Origin of the sequence: Kitasatospora cystarginea (genome assembly GCF_039533515.1) — a bacterium.
In the GTDB taxonomy this organism is placed as follows: domain Bacteria; phylum Actinomycetota; class Actinomycetes; order Streptomycetales; family Streptomycetaceae; genus Kitasatospora; species Kitasatospora cystarginea.
On the sequence record NZ_BAAATR010000072.1, the window covers coordinates 1 to 16,954 of the forward strand.

Below are 16,954 nucleotides of genomic sequence, written 5' to 3' on the forward strand. Positions count from 1 at the left end.
AAGCGGCGCCAGGCGCTCCCACTGGGCATCCGTCAGATCACTCCTACACCCCATAGTCGTATCAACGACTCAACTGATCGCCAGGACACTGCCTAGCGCCCTTGGAAGACGCGCGGGTTCCCGGGGCGGACATGACGAGCTTGACCAGCCGGAACGTCCTCCAGTGCCCACGTCCCCGTTCCCAGGTCGGGGATGGAAGCAAGCCTGCGAGCCGCCTGCTGTTCAGTGACTCTTCTGCAGTTGGTCCGCGAGCGCATGGGCGATCGCGTCGGTGATGGCCTCCGGCTGCCAAGCCCACTGTCCGTTGGGGTTGCACTCCAGGAAGTACCACTCCCCATCCGCCGTGACGGCGAAGTCGAACGCGCCGAAAACGAGCCGAGACAGCTCCAGGTAGGCACGGACCGAGCGCGCGACCCCGTCGGGGACGGCGATCGGGGTGCACTCCATCAACGACTGCCGCTGCCGCCAGTCGAGATCGGGGCTGTCGATCCGCACCGCGAACAGCCGCCCGCCCACGGCCGTCAGGCGCACGTCGAACGCCTTCGCCACCGTGGCCTGGAACAGGTGGGGACAGGCCGCCACGCCGTCCGTGATCTCCTCCGCGCGCACCTCCCGCACCCACACCTGCTGCGCCCGGCCGTCCACCTCATAGGGCGTGTTCCACAGCGGCTTGTAGACCACCCTGCCGCACTGTGAAGCAACGAACTCCCGTGCCCCGTCCGGGTCGTTGGTGATCAGTGTGCCGGGGACCGCGAAGCCGCTGCGCTGCGCGGCGGCGAGCTGGGCCGGCTTGTGCTCCGCCGCCCGGTTGTCCCACGGGTGGTTCACGTAGTCGGCCCCGGGCAGGGACGCCAGGATGCCGCCGACGCCCCACAACGACTGCGCGGCGGCGAACCGCCGTTCCTGCCCGTCCAGTTCGCCCGGCCCGTCGAAGGCCGAGGGGCGACGGGTCCAAACGGAGCGTACTCCGGTGAGGTCGAGCTCACGGCTCCGCGTGCGCAACGTGCCGCGCTGGCCTCCCGTCCCGTACCTGGCGCTCAACGCAGCACCCGCGTGCAGGTCGGTGCCGGGATCAAACCGGACAACCGGCACCTTGCGCTCAGCGAGGATACGCAGCACCAGGTCACTGGTCACGTCGTGCGGGTTGGTCAGCACCAGCACCGACCCGCTCGGGTCCGTCGTACCCGCCGTCGCCGCCATCAGTGGTCAGGAACGGTGTCGTAGTCAGGATGGTGGTCGTTGTCGGTGGTGTTGTCCGGGTCGGAGGTGTAGTCGGTGTCGGTGCTGGTGATGTTCGCGGTGTTGGTGTAGTTCGAGGTGCTGGTGTAGTTCGAAGTGCTGGTGTGGTTCGAGGTGCTGGTGCTGCTGCTGTCGGCTTCGTATCGGCTGAGCTCGACCGTGCGACCGAGCTCGTCGACGACAACGGCGATCTGGGTCTCGGGGTCGATCACCGGCGTGAGCACAGGAACCTCGGCGGTCTCCGCGTACGGTGCCATCCGGGTGGTGCCCCAAGCCGCGTGGTGGTCTCGCGTTCCCATCATTCAACTCCTACCTGTGCTTTCAGCCGTTCCGGTTGGTGTTGTGGTGCGGCAGCTGGACTTCGCCCACGCAGGCGATCCGTCCGTTTCCTCCGGCACGCAGATCGGTGGCGGCGCCACGGAGACGGTCGGGCTTGGGCGGACCGGGGGCACGCGCCCGCTCGCCGGGGAGCCCTCGGTATCTTGCGTGCCATCCGCCCAGTATCGAGACCCGAGGCCACCGCGGCGAGCAGCTTTCCGGACACAAGTCGCTGCTGTCGAGGGACGGTGCTTGTTGCTGCGGTTGTCGGCCAGCAGGAGGGCTCAGCCGGCACCGTGGGCCACGAGTGCCGTCGCTCTGTTGAGGCCGGGCAGGCGACACACCAGCCCGTCGTCCGGCAGAGACAAGGTCCTCGTAGTCGGACTGAGAGGAGATCGGCTCAGGCCGTCGACACTGCCCCGAACCGGTCATCGAGGCTAGCCACTGACTTGATACTGGCCTGGCCCTCCTCAGCGCCCAGCTAAAGGGGTTCGGGGTCGAAGCCACGGCAGACGGCTTCGACCCCAGACCGCTGTCTTACCACTGTCCGGTGCCATCCCCGACGGGAGCCAGCCCCAGGGGCGCCGGAGCATCAGCCAGGCAAGCACGAACCCGCCGCGCTTGTCGCCCAAGCTGCAGACCGTGAGCAGGTTCCGGCGAATCCAGGCTCAGGATTCCGCGAACCCGCGCGTTTCCGCTCGAACGGATTCGAAAGCGTCCCTGCTGCTCGGCATCACCGGCGTCCTCATTGCCGGAGTGGCCGCGCTCGGCAAGGCACCCGCGCCCGCGCTCGCGCTCGCCCTGGCCGCCGTCGGCATCGCCGCCGCCGTCGCCTCCGCGCTGCTCTCGGTCCTGGTCGTCATGCCCAAGCTCGACCCCACCAGGTCCAACGGCTTCTCCCGCTGGGCCCGCTGCACCGACCCGGACGCGATCCGCCAGGCCCTGGCCGACGACGTCCGCCTCGCCCGCCTCCACGCCCTCAGCGTGCTGTGCGAGCGCAAGATGCGCCTCCTCCAGTTGGGCGGCCCGCCTTGCACTCGTCGCCGTCCTCGCCGTCTCCGCCGCCGCGCTCCTGTCCGCCGCCGTCTGACAACCCACCACCCCACCCCGGAGGCACCCACCATGACCACCACCCTCGACCCCGTCGAACCCGGCGACCTCGTCGTCATGATCGGCGCCAGCGGCTCGGGCAAGTTCACGACGCTGCTCACCATCCCGCCGCACCAGATCGTCAGCCTCGACCAGCCACGCGCCGTCGTCTCCGAACCCGGCGACCAGGCCGCGACCCCGGACGCCGTCCTCCTCCAACACCAGATCCTGAGCATGCGGCTGCGCCGGGGCCTGACGACGTTCGTGGACAACGTGAGCTGTGAGAGCCACCACCGGCTCCAGCTGGTCGAACTCGCCCACGCCCACGGGCGCCGCGCGGTCGCGATCCTGACGGACGCCCCGCTCGACCTCTGCCTCACGCGGAACTCGAGCAGGCCCGATCACCAGCGGGTACCGGAAGACGTCCTGCGCTGGCAGCACCGCATGGCCTGCTCCGCCCGCGACCTCCTCCCCCGCGAAGGCTTCGACGAGATCCGCCACCACCGCGTCGGGTAGCCCCGCCACGTCACCGTGACGGGGCCCCCTCAGAACCGTGCGTGCCACTCGTCGCGGCACACGGCTCAAGCAGGACTCATTGGCCTTGCAGGCCCTGCACTGGACCGGTGCCACCGTCGTTCGCATGGAGCTGGCGGTGGCACTCGGCGTGAATCAGCCGGATGTTCCGGCTGTCGTCTGATCCTCCGTCGCGCCGGTAGACGAAGTGATGCTTGTTGAGCATCTTCTTCGACGCCGCGAACCAGGCCATCCACTCGCGTGGGTGGTCTGGTTCGTATTCGGCCCCGGCGATCAGCGCCTGCTTGCAGAGCGGGCACAGCCCTTTCTGCCTCGCCGCTAGGGACAAGCTCATCTTGTCCAGGTGCGGCACGACGCTGCGTGTCCTCGACGCCCAGTACTCCCGCAGGCTCGGGTCGTCCGGAGACGCCCCACCCCTGACCATGAAGTGCCGGACGATCGGGGTCCACCTGAACTTCAGGAGATAGGCGCCAGTGGCCCTGACGCCGAACACCCATCTGTCCTTTCTGGACTTGTTGAAGTTGCCGAAGTAGCGGCGTAGTACCCACATCCTCGGCTTGCTTCGGTGCTGGCGGACCGCCCATCCGTGGATGAGCCGCCAGACGTACGTGTCCAGCGACGTGAAGACCTCCTTGGAGGCGACTCCCCGGTAGTAGGTCGCCCAACCCCTGATGATCGGGTTGAGCTTGCGCAGCAGCGCCTCGGCGTTGACCCCGTACAGGTTCTTCACCTCGTCGCGCAGCCGTTTCCGGATACGCTTCACTGCTGCCTTGCTCGGCCTGACGATCGCTTTCCCGCTGGAGCTCCTGCGGATGTTGAACCCGAGGAAGTCGAAGCCTTCGGTGAGGTGGACGACCTTGGTCTTCTCCTCGTTGAAGCGGAGCCCACGGGGCTCCAGCCACTTCGCCAGCTTGTCCTTCGCTGCCAGGGCCTCGGCTTCGGTGTGCGTGAGCACCACGAAGTCGTCCGCGTACCGGATCAGCACCGGGGAGTCGTAGTCGGTCTGCGGGCGGACCCGCTTGCGACACCTCACCCCGGCTGCCGCCTCCATCCCGTTGAGCGCGACGTTCAGCAGCAGAGGGCTGATCACCCCGCCCTGCGGGGTGCCCTCCTCCATGGGAGCGAACCGCCCGCGGTCCACCACGCCGGCCCGAAGCCAGCGCCAGATCGGCTCACGTCCTGGAAACAGGCCGATCTGCTCCATCAGCCGCTCGTGGTGGATCTTGTCGAACGCCGCCGACAGGTCCGCGTCCAGGACCCAAGCGCGGTGCGCGGACTTGCCGCTCACCACGTTGTAGATGGACCTCTCCGCGTCCTGGCAGCTGCGTCCGGGACGGAACCCGTACGACCTCGGGTCGAACCGGGCCTCCCACTCCGGCTCCATCGCATTCTTGACCCGCGCCTGCATGATGCGGTCTCGAATGACGGGGATGCCGAGCGGGCGCTGCTTGTCGTTGCTCTTCGGGATGTACACGCGCTTGACCGGGCGGGCCTTCCAGGGCTCCGCTGACCGATGGATCTCGGCAGCGACCTCCCCGCGCCTCTTGGGCGTGAGAACGGTCTCCCCGTCCAGTCCGGCCGTCTTGCGTCCAGCACTCACCTGCGTCGCCCGCTTCACGCTCACCAGCGTGTTGCTGTGGCTCCGCAGCATGAGTTTTTGCAGGTTCCGGAGCTTCTTCATGTCCCCGGTCTGCGCGGCCTTGAAGATCCTCTGCCTCAGTCGGCGTACGTTGCCCTCCGTCTCGGCCCAGTCGATGCTGTGCCAATCTACGGCGGTCACGTCCCTTGGTCCGTTCAGCGCCCGAAGCGTGCCACTGACCGCCACACTGCCCCTTTCGCCATCTAACTTGCCCGTAGGTACTGCGTCGTTCGCAGTCTCACTTCAAGGTCCCACCTGATCCACGTCAGCTCCCTTTCGGGCCGGGCACTCGTCCCGTATCCAGCGGGTTATAAGGACGGCTGAGAGACACCGCCCGCTTTCCCCTTGCCTTTCGGCCGCTGGCCTTCGCTTCGTCGCGCACGGTGCGGGCGGCCGGTGGCTGCGCTGCGGGCCGCCACCGGCCCTTCCCCCGGAGGCCGGTGGGGCCCGGGGTCAGGACCGAAGCGTGGCGAGTTCCGCTTCGATGGCCACGGTGCGTGGGTGGTGAGGGCCGAAATGCTCGCGCCAAGCGGTGGCGCAGCGAGTGAGCTGCTCCTCGGCCTCCGCGCGGCGGTTCTGGGCGGCGAGCACGCTGCCGAGGGTCGTGGCGGCTTCAAGGAAGCTGTGATGGATCGGGCTGAGGTTCGGCTCGGCGAGCTCGACCGCGCGTCGGGCCTCGGCCTCGGCGTCCTCCAGCCGTTCGAGGCCGAGCAGGGCCCGGGCGGTGACGGTGGCGATCGGCGCCATGAGGGAGACCCGGACACCCGGGGAGCGCAGGGCTTCCGCTGTGGCCTGCGATGCGACGCGCAGCGCCTCCTCGTGGTGACCGCGGCCGCTGAGGCTGCGCGCGAGCCCGAGGCCCAGAACGACCCGCCAGTCGCCACCCGGTTTGGTGATCCGTGCCTCCTGCTTGAGAGCTTTTCGTGCGGCGGTCTCGGCCTGGTCGTGGCGGCCGAGCCCGTTGAGCGCCAGGATCAAGGCGTTCATGACGGCCAGCCAGAGCTGATCCTGTTTGCCGTGTTGGTCGATGAGCGCGCGGCACTCGCGCTCGGCCGTCTCGTACTCACCCAGGAAGACCAGGTTCTGGACCCGGTCGGCGCCGGCCTTCAGCGTGCGGATGTGGTTCTCGCCGTACACCTGGGCGTTCTGCTCCCGCAGCGTCTGGGCCTCGTCGGCCGCCTCGCGATGACGGCCCTGGGCGGCGTACACCCTGAGCTTGGTACCCCAGGCCATCAGACCGAACTCGTCCGGGGCCGGACGGCAGCGCAGCACGGCCAAGGCGAGCTCCATGGCGTCATCGAGTCGGTTCTTCCTCACCAGGAGATTGGCGAGATCGATCCGCACATCGCTGGTGAGACCGTGGTCCTCGCCCAGCACGGCCGGGCAGCACACCACCAGGTCCCGCAGCTCGGCCTCCGCCTCCTCCCTGCGGCTCAACCCGATCAGCGCGACCGCCAGCCGGCTGCGGGCCTCGAGGGTCAGCCCGGCCTCGGCACCGAGCCGGTCGCAGCGCAGGTCGACCGCCCACCGGAACGCCTGCTCGGCCTTTACCCAGCTTCCCCGCGTCATCAGATGGTCGCCCTCACTGAGAAGCTCGGTGGCAAGCCGAAGATCCCGCTCGTGCTTCCGATCGCGCCAACCTGCGAACATGCCCGTTCCTTCGCTCAGCCCCTGATGCAGCGATGATCGTACTGACGTGCGGATCTGATGCGAGCTGGAGAACAAGCAGGTACCGGGTGCGAGCCGGCCCGGCGGGCGGGAAGCCAGTACCCGAGGCGCGGGAATCGGTCAGTGGCTCGGCCCGACTTCGCCGCAGGTCGTTGACCTTCACCGTGGGGCAAGGCCCAGCATCAGGGGCACCGGGTCCACGGCGGGTCCGGGGCGAGGAGGAGGGAACGTGGCGGAGTTGCTGACCATCGGGGCGTTCGCGCGCCGGGCCGAGCTCACGCCCAAGGCGCTGCGGCTCTACGACGAGCTCGGCCTGCTGCGCCCGGCGCAGGTCGATCCGGCGTCCGGCTACCGGTACTACGAACCGGCCCAGTTGGAACAGGCCCGGCTCGTCTCGCGGCTGCGACTGCTCGGCATGCCGCTGGCCCGGATCACCGCGGTCTGCGTGCTGCCGCCCGCCGCGGCGGCGGCCGCCGTCACCGCCTACTGGGCGCAGGTCGAGCACGACACCGAGTCCCGGCGCCGGCTGGCCCTCTTCCTCGCGGACCACCTCAACGGGAAGGACCCCGCGAACATGACCACTGCATCGTTCACCCTGCGCTCTGCCGCCGCGTCGGACACCGGTCTGGTCCGCGAGACCAACCAGGACACTGCCTACGCCGGCCCCGGCCTGCTGGCCGTCGCCGACGGCTTCGGCCCGGACGGCGCGCGGGCCAGCGTCCTGGCCGTCGACGCGCTGAAGGCTCTGACGGACCGGCCGGCCGCCGACGTGCGCACCGCTCTCGCGGAGTCGGTGGCCGCCGTGAACCTTCGCATGGCGGAGCTGGGCGCCTCCGGCTCGACGCTCACCGCACTGCTGTGGACCGGCTCCGAGCTCACCCTCGTCCACGTCGGCGACTCCCGCGCCTACCTGTTGCGCGCTGGCGAGCTGTTCCGCATCACCACCGACCACTCCCTCGTCCGCACCCTGATCGACGAGGGCCGCCTCACGGAGGACGAGGCGGCGGCGCATCCGCAGCGTGCGCTGCTCACGCGTGCGCTGGACGGCCGGGAGGGCAGCGACGCCGATCTGTCGCTGCGCGAGAGCCGGGCGGGGGACCGCTACCTGCTCTGCTCCGATGGCCTCTCGGCCGTGCTGCCCGACCCGGACATCCGCGCGGCGCTGGTCGCCGCGGACGACCCGGACGTGGCGGTCCGCGATCTGGTCACCCTCGCCCGCCGCGCAGGGGGCCCGGACAACGTCGCCTGCGCCGTGGCTGACGTGGAGTAAGAGCTCCCGCAAATGGGTGTGCTCATCGGCGGTGGTTAGGTCGCTTGTCCCAGCGCTGGGTGGTCCAGGCTCGGCGGATGAGGCTGCGGACCGTGATGATCGTGTCGGCGAGGTCGAAGAAGGCGTTGACGACGGTTTTGCGGCGTTCGTAGCAGCGGGCGAGGCGGTGGAAGGCGTTCTGCCAGGCGCGAGTGCGCTCGACGTACCACCGCTGACTGGCCTGGATCGGTGCCTTCTCGCCCTTGTGCGCGATGCGGCCGTGCAGGTTGCGGGCGGCGAGTTCGGTGCGGGTCTTGTCCGAGTCGTAACCGGCATCCAGATGGACGGTGATGACGTCGGGCAGTGGTCCGAGGTCGTCCAGTAGGTCCAGGGTCGGGGCGAGCAGCGGGGAGTCGTGGCGGTTCGCTCCAGCCAGGACCCTACCGAGCGGGATTCCATAACCATCCGTCATGCCCGAGCGCTTCAGGCCCTGTTTGCCGCGGTCGACCGGTGAGCGCCCGGCGACCTCGCCACCGCCAGGGGCCTTGGTGATGGAGCCGTCGATGGCGATCTGGTCGAGTACGAGCCCGACGACCCGATCGTAGGACTCCAGCGCGACCCGCTTGAGCTGGACGAAGACGCCGAGCGCGATCCACTCGTCGCGGCGGTTGCGGATGGTGGTCGCGGAGCAGGTGGTGTCGGCGATTGCCTCGTAGGAGCAGCCGAACCGCAGTAGCTGCAGGAGCTTGTCGAACACGATCCGGTCGCTGATGCGCGGGCGGTGGCAGCCGAGCGGATGGCGCGGATCGACTGTCGGGCGATCGGGCAGCAGGGCCGCGAATTGGTCCCAGAGCGGCGGTCAGCCATTTAGGGGGCCCGGCCGCAGTAATGCGGCCGGGCTACCCGACACAGGCCCCCAGATGATCACAGAGCGTCGCAACTCCATGATCACCGGAACCTGTGCCCACTTTGCTGCCGGGGCTCCCCGCGCCGCCTACCTGCGCGAGCTCTAACCCAGTGTTACCGGTCACGGAAGTTGAGCCAGAACCGTAGTAGTGACGTCAGGTGTTCACGAGTTTGGGAGTCACTGCGATCCACCGGCGGTTGATGTTCGCGAGTTTCGACGTCACCGCGGTACTTGCCAGGCCAGCATCGGGAGTGCTCTGGGTGGAAGGCCCCGCTCATGCCACAGATGTCGAAGGTCGAGCTGTACGCCGCGATCCGCCAGGCCGTCGTCCACGACGCCAGCGCGCCCGTGTCTTCCACGGCCCCCGCGCGCCTATGAGTAGGGTGCCGCAGGGTCCGGAGGCGGCTTCAGGGGCTGTGGGCCCGGTCCGTGACGTCGGGACGGCTCTGGAGCCACAGGCGTTGGCCTACCCGGAAAACCCGTTCACGGCTCTGCGTCCGAACGATAAGATCTTCACCGAACGCACACTTGTGAGACGAAGTTTCGTAGAGAAGTAGGTCTATGCCCCACCCGCTCGTCATCGTCACCCTCCTCGTCCTCCTCATTAGGCTGGGTCTTTGGCTGAACAAGCACCGCAAGGCCACCGCGGGCCACGATGCGGCCACCGCGGGCCTGGTGCCGCGCGCCGAACTGGTCGAAGTGGGCAGCGAACCCGCCGACCCGGCGGCGCGGGCCGCGCTGGATGCGGCCAAGGCGGGGGACTGGCGACCTGCCGCCGCCTACCTCTCGGACGGCGACGGTGACTGGAGCACCCGCTACGCCCGGATGAACCCGTTCGGCGACCTCGCGGCCACCGACGACATCTGGCTCTGGCAGTGGCGCAAGGAGCGGCCGGACAGCCCCGAGGCCGCCCAGGTGCACACCGACGCCCTGGTCAAGCGGGCGTGGGAGATTCGCACCGGGAAGTACGCCTCCGAGGTGACCCGCGAGCAGGCTATGGGCTTTCACCAGGTGCTGCAGGAGGCAGTGGGGGTGTCGTACGAGGCGATCCGACTCGCCCCGGCCGGGGACCCGAACGCGTGGGTGGTGCAGCAGCCGATCGCGATGGGTCAGGGCTGGTCGCACGAGCGCTACCGCGCGCTGTGGGCGGAGATCGTGGCCCGCGAGCCCCACCACTTCGGCGCGCACACCGCCGCGCTGCAGTATTGGTGCGAGAAGTGGCTCGGCAGCAACGAGTTGATGCACGAGTTCGCGGACAAGGCGATCGCCGGAGCACCGGGGGGCAGCCTGCTGACGGTGCTGAAGTTGCGGGCGTACTGGGAGCAGGTCCTGCGCGACAAGTCCGCAGCCTCGCTCTACCGGTCCGCCGAATACACGGCCGCCCTGGACGAGGCCCTGGCCGACCTGGCGGCCGCCGACCCTGCCCACCCCGGCATCGTCCCGGCGCGCGGCTGGATCGCCCACGGCCTGATCGAGAACGGCCGCCCGGCGCAGGCCCTGGACCTTTTCCGCGGGATGGGCAGGGAGATCGCCGGCCCGTGGATCTACTACGGAAACCCGGCCGCCGTCTTCGACGCCGCCCGCACCAAGGCTGCCCGCGCGGCTGCCTGACACGGCCGCGCCGGCTGCTCGCGGGGCGGCCGACGCCTGCCGGACCCGCCGGGAGCGGTACCACCCAGCCACAAAGCCCGCCCTCGTTGGCCTGCGCCCCAGGACCGTTTCCGCACCCGCCCGGTGCTTGGAGACGGGCATGCCGGGTTCGGGAGGCGGCTCGGGGAAACCCACTGGTGGAAACACCAGCAGGGCGCCCCGAGTCGACCTCACCCACGGCGCGATGCCTTTTGAGACGATTGATGCCACATTCGACCGCATGCCGAGCCTTGTAGTCCTCGGCGTCGAACTTGGGCGGCCGGCCGCCGCGAGCGCCGAGTCTCTTGCGGTTGCGAGCCTGGTCGGCCTTGTCCGGGATGGTGCAGCGAATGCCACGTCGGCGCAGGTAGGCGCGGTTTCTGTGGGAGGCGTACGCCTTGTCGGCCCGCACGCGATCGGGGCGGACGCGTGGCCGGCCCGGTCCGATGCGGGGCACGCGAACCTTCTCCAGCACCGGTTCGAACTGCGGCGAGTCTCCACGCTGCCCGGCCGTCACCACGATCGACATGGGCTTCTGCCCCTGCTCGACGGCCAGGTGCAGCTTGGTGGTGAACCCACCGCGCGAACGTCCCAGCCCGTGATCACCAGGCTCGGCAAAGACACCACCCGGTGACTCCTTCTGCAGGTCACCCCGCTTCCGGGCCCCGGCCGCATGCTGATGGGCACGGCACACCGTGGAGTCGACGCTCAGGTCCCATGTGATCGCACCCTTCGCGTCAGCCAGGGACTGAAGCTGGGTGAGGACCCGGTGCCAGGTACCATCCCGTTGCAACCGGCGGAACAGGTCGTAGATCCGGCCCCACGGCCCGTACTCGACGGGTACGTCCCGCCACGGAACACCGGTCCGGACCCGGAACCGTATGCCGTCGATCAACTGCCGCCGAGACCAGACAGGCGGCCGACCTGCCTTCACGCCCTTCGGCAGCAACGGCTCCAGCGCCGCCCACTGCTTGTCCGTGAGATCTCCCCGCCCCATGAACGGTGATCATGCACCGCCTCAAGATCCACTTTTGACACACGGCCTAGGCGGCGCCGACCTTCACGAGCTGCTCCCAGCTGTGGCCTTCTTCGGCTTCGCGAGCAGCGATGGCCTCAGCGATTCGCTGCTGCGCGTACTCCTGGTCGACGCCCACGGCTCTTATCTCCCAGACGACGGCGTCCTGCCCCCCAGAACGCTCGCCCTGCCCTGCCGCGCCAGGCGCATACCCGCCACGCCGCAGCCGGCACTTGTGAACTTTCCGCGGCCGCACAGGACCCCGCGCGAACCGGCCCACGAGCACGCCGTGTACCGGCGGGCACACCGGCCGGACCCCCTGGCGGCCCGCGCCGCTGAGGAAGCCGGTCACCCTCGCGCGTGAGCCGCCGGACTCTCGGCTGGGGCTCGCGTCGGTTGCGGCGGGATGGTCGGAGGGTCCGCGGGTGCGGGGATGGCCTGCGGGGGCCAGGGCCGGTGGGCGAGGTCGTGGCGGAGGGCGTCGAGTCTGGCCAGGCAGGTGTCGATGGTGGCGATGGCGGCGCTGCTGTGTTCGCGGATGCGGCGTTCGATGGTGGCGAGCCGGTCTTCGATGTGCTGCCAGCGCTCCTCGGCGGTGGTGTCAGGTGCGTCGTTGGTCGCTGTCATGGCGCAGGCGGCCTGTGCGGTCGGTGAGGTCGTCGAGGCGGGCGGCGAGGTCCGGATGGGCAACCGGACACGCCGAGCGAGATCACACGATGGGTGGGGCACCCGAGCAGGTTTGGCCGACCCGGAGCGGGCGACGATCAGTGGCCGCCTCGCGCCTTTATGCCATCCAGCAGTACAACCGGTCCTCCCGGTCGCCGATCGTCCGTGCCAGCTCTGCCAAGCCGGTCAGGATCCAGGCTGCCGTCTCTGGGGCGAACACCTCGCCGTCTTCTGCCCGTTCCTGGACCCACTGCCAGCTGACCTCGGTAAGCCGGGGACCGTCAGCGGCGGCCAACGCGTCCTGAAGGGCAAGAGAAACCACGAGAACCAGAGGGCCTTCACCGTCGCCCGGGTCGGCAACAACGTCGGGCACATCAGCCTCGACGAGCTCCTCGAAGCTCCGACCGGTAAAGAGGCTCTCCCACTCGATCAGGGCCTCTTCAGCATCGAAGTTGCCGTACATCAGCGAGTCGAATACCCCGTCGGGGCCACCCTCCACGACGGCGGCTGCAGCGTCACGGTCCGGTGCCGCGAAGAACTTGATGATGATGCTCACCAGGGCATGGTGCCCGCTGAACCAGCTCAGGTCTAACTTCCCGCCCGCCTCCACTGAAGTGGGGAATCCGAGTGACCAGATCTGGCCACTAACCGAGCAAGGGGTGGGGAAGTTCAAGGATCCCCATCAAGGTCACCCAGCAGCTGGCAGTGCCCGGCGTCGTCGGCTCCGCCATCGGCCACATCACGACCACCCTGGTGCGAGCCCTCCGCGAACGACATCAAATGACACAGGCCCTGGCCGGCTGCGCCCGTCTCGCGGACCTGCTCGAGGCCGAGCCCGACCTCGAGGCGTTCTCCTACTACGCGCACCTGATGGCCTGGGAACTCGCGCAGCTGCCAGCGAAGAAGGCCATCACCCCGATGATCCTGCTGGACACCTTCGAGGACATCGGCGACCGCACCAACCGCGACCTGGAGCGCGTCATCCAGCGCATCGTGTGGCTGATGCCGGCAGCGTTCTTCATCATCACCGGACGCAGCCGCCTGCAGTGGGCAGACGAAGGCCTCCAGGGCCAGCTCGACTTCACCGGCCCCACGGCCTGGCCCGGACTTGCGGCACATATCCCCGGCGCCCGCAGCGTATCCACCGCCGCCGGCAGCGGCGGCAGCCGCCAGATCCTCATCGGCGACTTCTCACCGGAAGACTGCGAGCGCTACCTTGCACGCCGCCTCACCCGCGACAGCCAGCCACTCATCGACGCGAGCATCCGCGAGACCATCACGACCCGCAGCCACGGCCTGCCGCTCTACCTTGATCTCGCCGTCATGCGCTTCCTGGAGATCCGCCGCACCCGCACTCCGGAGCCAGCGGACTTCGACCACGACTTCCCTGCCCTGATCGCTCGCACCCTCAGCGACCTCACCCCCGACGAGCGGCACGTCCTACGCTCGGTCACCCTGCTGGACGCCTTCGACACCACCCTCGCGACCCGGGCCGCCGGCCTCACCCACGAAGCCGCAGCACTGCGCCTGACCGAACGACCGTTCATCCGCGAGAACCCCTTCGGCCTGTGGCCCTACCACCTGCACGGCCTGATCCGCTCCACCATCCGCAGCGCCGACGACCACACCGACGACCGCTGGAGTGAACAGGACTGGCAGCAGGCCGCCGCACGGGCCTTCGCCGCCCTCGGCGAACAGTGGACCACCAACACCACCCGCAGCCGCATGCTGCTCGTCGCCTGCCTGCGCCAAGGCCTCACCCTCGCCCGCGACCACCGCCTCGACCTCGACTGGCTCACCAAAGCTACCTGGGCCTACGTCAGCGACTGGCTCTGGGAGCCCATCGCCCCACCCACCCCGGCCACGCCCGCCAATGCCGCGGATCCGCAGTCGACCCGACCAGGAGCCGACGCCCTGCTGACCCCGGCGGACGCGCTCGTGGAGACCCTGAGCGCGCTCGCCCGCCGGCAGCACGAACACCGCTCCCGCACCGCCGACCGGCTCACCACGGTCGTCGACACCGGCCTGCTCCCTGCCGACCTGAACGAGCTCGCCGTCTACTACCTCGCCAAGGCCCAACGCGACCTCGGCCGCCACACCGCTTCCCGCCAGGGAATGCAGCTCGTCGCCGACGGCGGCGGACACCTCGCCCCAGCCGCCCGCCGAGGCCTCGCCCACCTCGCCCGCCTTGCCGGCGACTTCCCCGCCGCACTGCAGGTCGCAGAAACCCTCGGCTGGAAGGGCCGCCACCACCGCGTACTCGGCGACATCTGGTGGCCCCACGGCGACATGGACCGCGCCGCCGCCGCGTACGAAGCCGCCCGCACCGAAGCCGAACAGCACGCCGTCGCCGGCGAACGCGCCACCGCCCAGGCCCAACGCGCCTTCACCCTCGCCTTCACCGACCCCGACCTCGCCGACGACGAGATCGACCTCGCCGATCACCTGCTCACCGGCCTGGACCTGCGCGCCACCACCCTCACCACCCGCATCGCCGCCCTCCTCCGCGATGCCGGTACGGATGCCGACATCGACGACCGAGCCCAAGTCCTGCGCGCCGAAACCGCCGCCGCCGGTGTCACCGACGCCCAAGCCGCACTCGAGCTCGCCCTCTGCTTCCACCACGCCGTCCAGGGCAACCTCGGCCCGCTCACCGACGCGATCTCCGGCCTGCGCGCGCTCACCAGCACCGGCGACCCGATCGACGTCAGCCGCGCCTACTACGTCGACATCGCCCACTTCATGGCCGACCTCCCCCTGGACGACCCCTCCGCCGCCAGCTGGCTCGACGGCCCGGACGCCACGCGCGCCCGCTGGCGCACCCTGGTCACCAACCGGTGCACCCACCTGGGCACCGGCCAGTAGCGCTGGACCGCGGCAAATCGGTCCACCAGGAGACGACCGTGACCATGGCTGCCCGCCCTGCGGGTGCCCTTGGCCATAGGGTGCCAGCGAATCTTGCCCGACTGCCACCGGCCGTCGCGTCTCAGGCGATTTGGTCCCTGTCTCAGATGATCTGGTCCGATTCGCTCGTCGTCTCAGGTGACCTGGTTCGTTGGTGCTGCCATGATCACGGACATCAGTGAGTTGGAACGTAATGACCTGCTCCCACAACTGTGGGGAGTGCACATGAAGGCGGAGTTCCCTGCGCACCTTCGTGGTCGAGAAGTCGAGGGCGAAGACCTGGTGCTGCTGGATGCGGACGTCGCCGGCTGCGTCTCTTCGTGCTTGTCGAGCGTTCTCGACGAGAGGCGCCGCAGAACCCTTCTGAAGTGCATCGAGGTCCTTGAGAAGGTCCTACCCTCGATCAGCGACGAGGACGGGACCAGGTACTACGAGCGACTGCACGAGATGGCCCGGCTGGCAGCCGGACTTGGGGACATAGACGGTGGACAGCACGATGACGAGCCGACCGCGAGGGAAGCGCCGCCATCCGCTCCGCCGACCCGGGTTCAGGCACTGCGCCGTCGGACGGGTCAGCGCCTCCGGTAACTGCACGATTCGGGTCGTGCCCATCCCTTCCGGTCCGCTGGGCCGCAGCCCCAAGCCGTCCATCAGCACCTTTCGGCATTCGGGCTCGGAGGCGAGGTCTTCAGTGAGGAGTTCCCGATGGTCGCCTTCAACGTTCCGGCCAACGCCGACTTTTCCGGGATCAAGAAGCCCCTGAACCGCGGCAAGGAGGAAGGGCGGTGGCACTTCGAGGTCGCGTGCGGCAACGACGCGTGGTGGAGCGCCTGACCGCCCGCCACCGAACGGCGAGGACCTTCAGCCCCGAACGGCTCGGGCCTCAACACCAACCGCGCGCAGTCTCCGAGCAAGCTGCTCGATCTCGGGCAACGTCGCCGCGTGCTGACCTGACTGCACAGCCTGGAGCATCTTCCTGGCCTCATTCAACTCGACGTTCAACGTCGCCCGGATCACCTTCATGATCACAGCAGTTCGGGCACCTTGCTGAGGGAGTTCAAGGCGCGCGGGGCCGCGCTCGCCGAGCAATCGCTCACGCAGATCGGCCGGCATGTCTCCACTCCCGCATATCGCTGACGGCCCGCAAACGGCACAGTCGGCCTCGATGCTCCATTCCAGGCGGCCGAAAGTCAGAGCTTGCCCGCCCGAGCATGGCGCCTCGCCTCTGCAAACAGGGCATGCCGCAGCGAAACTGACGTACTCGCCGACGTTGGCGAAGCGCTCCCGCTCAGTCACCCCTATGAGATCCATCCGTGCATCGTCTCACCAGCCTCCCTTGGTGAGGCAGGTCAAGGTTCGAGAGTCCAGTGATCAAGATCGTTTGGCAAACGGTCGAGATCATCTGTCACGGGACAGCCGGGGTAAGACCGCGTCGCTGCCCGGCCCGCGCGTGCGCACCGCGCCCGTCAGGCTGGCTCCATGGACGCTTGGTTTCCGGCACGCAGTCAAGCGCCGTGTGGGAAACGGCAGTCAGGAGGCTGAATTTCGTGCTGCGGTGGTCGTTCCGTGTGATTGCGGCAGCGAGGACCGTCGGGATTCCGTCGGCGCGGCATCGGTCAGGAGCCTGGGGCCAGGAGCGCTGGATCTAGTTGCAGCGGTCGATGGCGGCGTGTCGGCACCTACGGCGCGGGGCTCAGTGCGATGGCCGAGATCTCGGCGGCGGTGCCTGCTTGCTCTCCTGGCTGTCTGATCGGGTGCGAGCGAAGGCGGATAGCATGCATGACGGTTGATCAACCGAGAGAGGCGGTTTGCGCGTGAAGTACCTGTCGTGGGCGGAGTTGGCCGCTTACCGGGCGAGGGTGAGGGGCTGCCTGCTCGGCGGGGCGATTGGGGACGCGCTGGGCAATCCGATCGAGATGAAGTCCATGGTCACCGTCGAGGCCCAGTACGGGGAGGTCGGTATCACCGGGCTGGTCCCGGACCGCAACGGTATGGTCGGAACGATCACCGACGACACCCAGATGACCCTCTTCACAGCCGAGGGCTGGCTGCGCGGCTACACCCGCATCATGACGGACGGCGGCGGCACGGAGACCG

13 protein-coding genes and 3 pseudogenes are annotated in these 16,954 nt (G+C 69.0%); 7 read left to right on the forward strand and 9 right to left on the reverse strand.

Annotated elements, in window-relative coordinates; translation table 11 throughout:
* Positions 1-222 precede the first annotated feature (222 nt).
* Together tgmB and tgmA are read right to left on the reverse strand one after the other, a co-directional pair.
* On the reverse strand, positions 223-1,200 hold the full coding sequence (gene tgmB / locus ABD369_RS38245) for an ATP-grasp ribosomal peptide maturase (protein WP_344641260.1): 978 nt from the start codon (positions 1,198-1,200) through the stop codon (positions 223-225).
* Positions 1,200-1,538 (reverse strand): putative ATP-grasp-modified RiPP, encoded by a 339-nt coding sequence (gene tgmA, locus ABD369_RS38250; RefSeq protein WP_344641261.1) that lies wholly within the window; start codon positions 1,536-1,538, stop codon positions 1,200-1,202. The genes tgmB and tgmA overlap by 1 nt, the downstream gene beginning before the upstream one ends.
* Positions 1,539-2,199: 661 nt before the next feature.
* Here tgmA and ABD369_RS38255 point away from each other — a divergent pair.
* Positions 2,200-3,162 (forward strand): Pycsar system effector family protein, encoded by a 963-nt coding sequence (locus tag ABD369_RS38255; protein ID WP_344641262.1) that lies wholly within the window; start codon positions 2,200-2,202, stop codon positions 3,160-3,162.
* 76 nt (positions 3,163-3,238) lie between these two features.
* On the opposite strand, the gene ltrA is transcribed toward ABD369_RS38255, so the two are convergent.
* Together ltrA and ABD369_RS38265 are read right to left on the reverse strand one after the other, a co-directional pair.
* Entirely contained in the window at positions 3,239-4,960 is a 1,722-nt protein-coding gene (gene ltrA / locus ABD369_RS38260) for a group II intron reverse transcriptase/maturase (RefSeq protein ID WP_344641263.1), read from the reverse strand.
* 312 nt (positions 4,961-5,272) lie between these two features.
* Positions 5,273-6,388 (reverse strand): tetratricopeptide repeat protein, encoded by a 1,116-nt coding sequence (locus ABD369_RS38265; protein WP_344641264.1) that lies wholly within the window; start codon positions 6,386-6,388, stop codon positions 5,273-5,275.
* 328 nt (positions 6,389-6,716) lie between these two features.
* Between ABD369_RS38265 and ABD369_RS38270 the strand changes: the two genes are divergently transcribed.
* Entirely contained in the window at positions 6,717-7,757 is a 1,041-nt protein-coding gene (locus ABD369_RS38270; protein ID WP_344641265.1) for a MerR family transcriptional regulator, read from the forward strand.
* A 22-nt stretch (positions 7,758-7,779) separates the two neighbouring features.
* Here ABD369_RS38270 and ABD369_RS38275 read toward each other — a convergent pair.
* Positions 7,780-8,626 (reverse strand): annotated as a pseudogene (locus ABD369_RS38275) (IS5 family transposase).
* Between the two features lie 578 nt (positions 8,627-9,204).
* Between ABD369_RS38275 and ABD369_RS38280 the strand changes: the two are divergent.
* Positions 9,205-10,254 (forward strand): DUF4034 domain-containing protein, encoded by a 1,050-nt coding sequence (locus ABD369_RS38280; protein WP_344641266.1) that lies wholly within the window; start codon positions 9,205-9,207, stop codon positions 10,252-10,254.
* 214 nt (positions 10,255-10,468) lie between these two features.
* On the opposite strand, the pseudogene ABD369_RS38285 reads toward ABD369_RS38280, so the two are convergent.
* The 3 genes and pseudogenes from ABD369_RS38285 to ABD369_RS38295 all read right to left on the reverse strand — a co-directional run.
* A pseudogene (locus tag ABD369_RS38285) lies at positions 10,469-11,269 on the reverse strand (IS5 family transposase); the annotation flags it as partial.
* A gap of 366 nt (positions 11,270-11,635) precedes the next feature.
* Positions 11,636-11,914, reverse strand: a complete 279-nt coding sequence (locus ABD369_RS38290; RefSeq protein WP_344641267.1) for a hypothetical protein — start codon at positions 11,912-11,914, stop codon at positions 11,636-11,638.
* 157 nt (positions 11,915-12,071) lie between these two features.
* Positions 12,072-12,509: a hypothetical protein gene (locus tag ABD369_RS38295; protein ID WP_344641268.1), complete on the reverse strand. Its 438-nt coding sequence runs from the start codon at positions 12,507-12,509 to the stop codon at positions 12,072-12,074.
* A gap of 224 nt (positions 12,510-12,733) precedes the next feature.
* On the opposite strand from ABD369_RS38295, the gene ABD369_RS38300 reads away from it, so the two are divergent.
* The 3 genes and pseudogenes from ABD369_RS38300 to ABD369_RS38310 all read left to right on the forward strand — a co-directional run.
* Positions 12,734-14,818 carry an ATP/GTP-binding protein gene (locus ABD369_RS38300; RefSeq protein ID WP_344641269.1) on the forward strand — a complete coding sequence of 695 codons (2,085 nt, stop codon included), beginning with the start codon at positions 12,734-12,736 and terminating at the stop codon, positions 14,816-14,818.
* 201 nt (positions 14,819-15,019) lie between these two features.
* Entirely contained in the window at positions 15,020-15,445 is a 426-nt protein-coding gene (locus ABD369_RS38305) for a hypothetical protein (protein WP_344641272.1), read from the forward strand.
* Positions 15,411-15,691: pseudogene (locus ABD369_RS38310) on the forward strand (DUF4265 domain-containing protein); the annotation flags it as partial. The gene ABD369_RS38305 and the pseudogene ABD369_RS38310, both read left to right, overlap by 35 nt.
* A gap of 27 nt (positions 15,692-15,718) precedes the next feature.
* On the opposite strand, the gene ABD369_RS38315 reads toward ABD369_RS38310, so the two are convergent.
* Positions 15,719-15,970 carry a hypothetical protein gene (locus tag ABD369_RS38315; protein ID WP_344641270.1) on the reverse strand — a complete coding sequence of 84 codons (252 nt, stop codon included), beginning with the start codon at positions 15,968-15,970 and terminating at the stop codon, positions 15,719-15,721.
* A 701-nt stretch (positions 15,971-16,671) separates the two neighbouring features.
* Between ABD369_RS38315 and ABD369_RS38320 the strand changes: the two genes are divergently transcribed.
* The coding region (locus ABD369_RS38320) for an ADP-ribosylglycohydrolase family protein (RefSeq protein ID WP_344641271.1) at positions 16,672-16,954 on the forward strand (283 nt) is incomplete at its 3' end.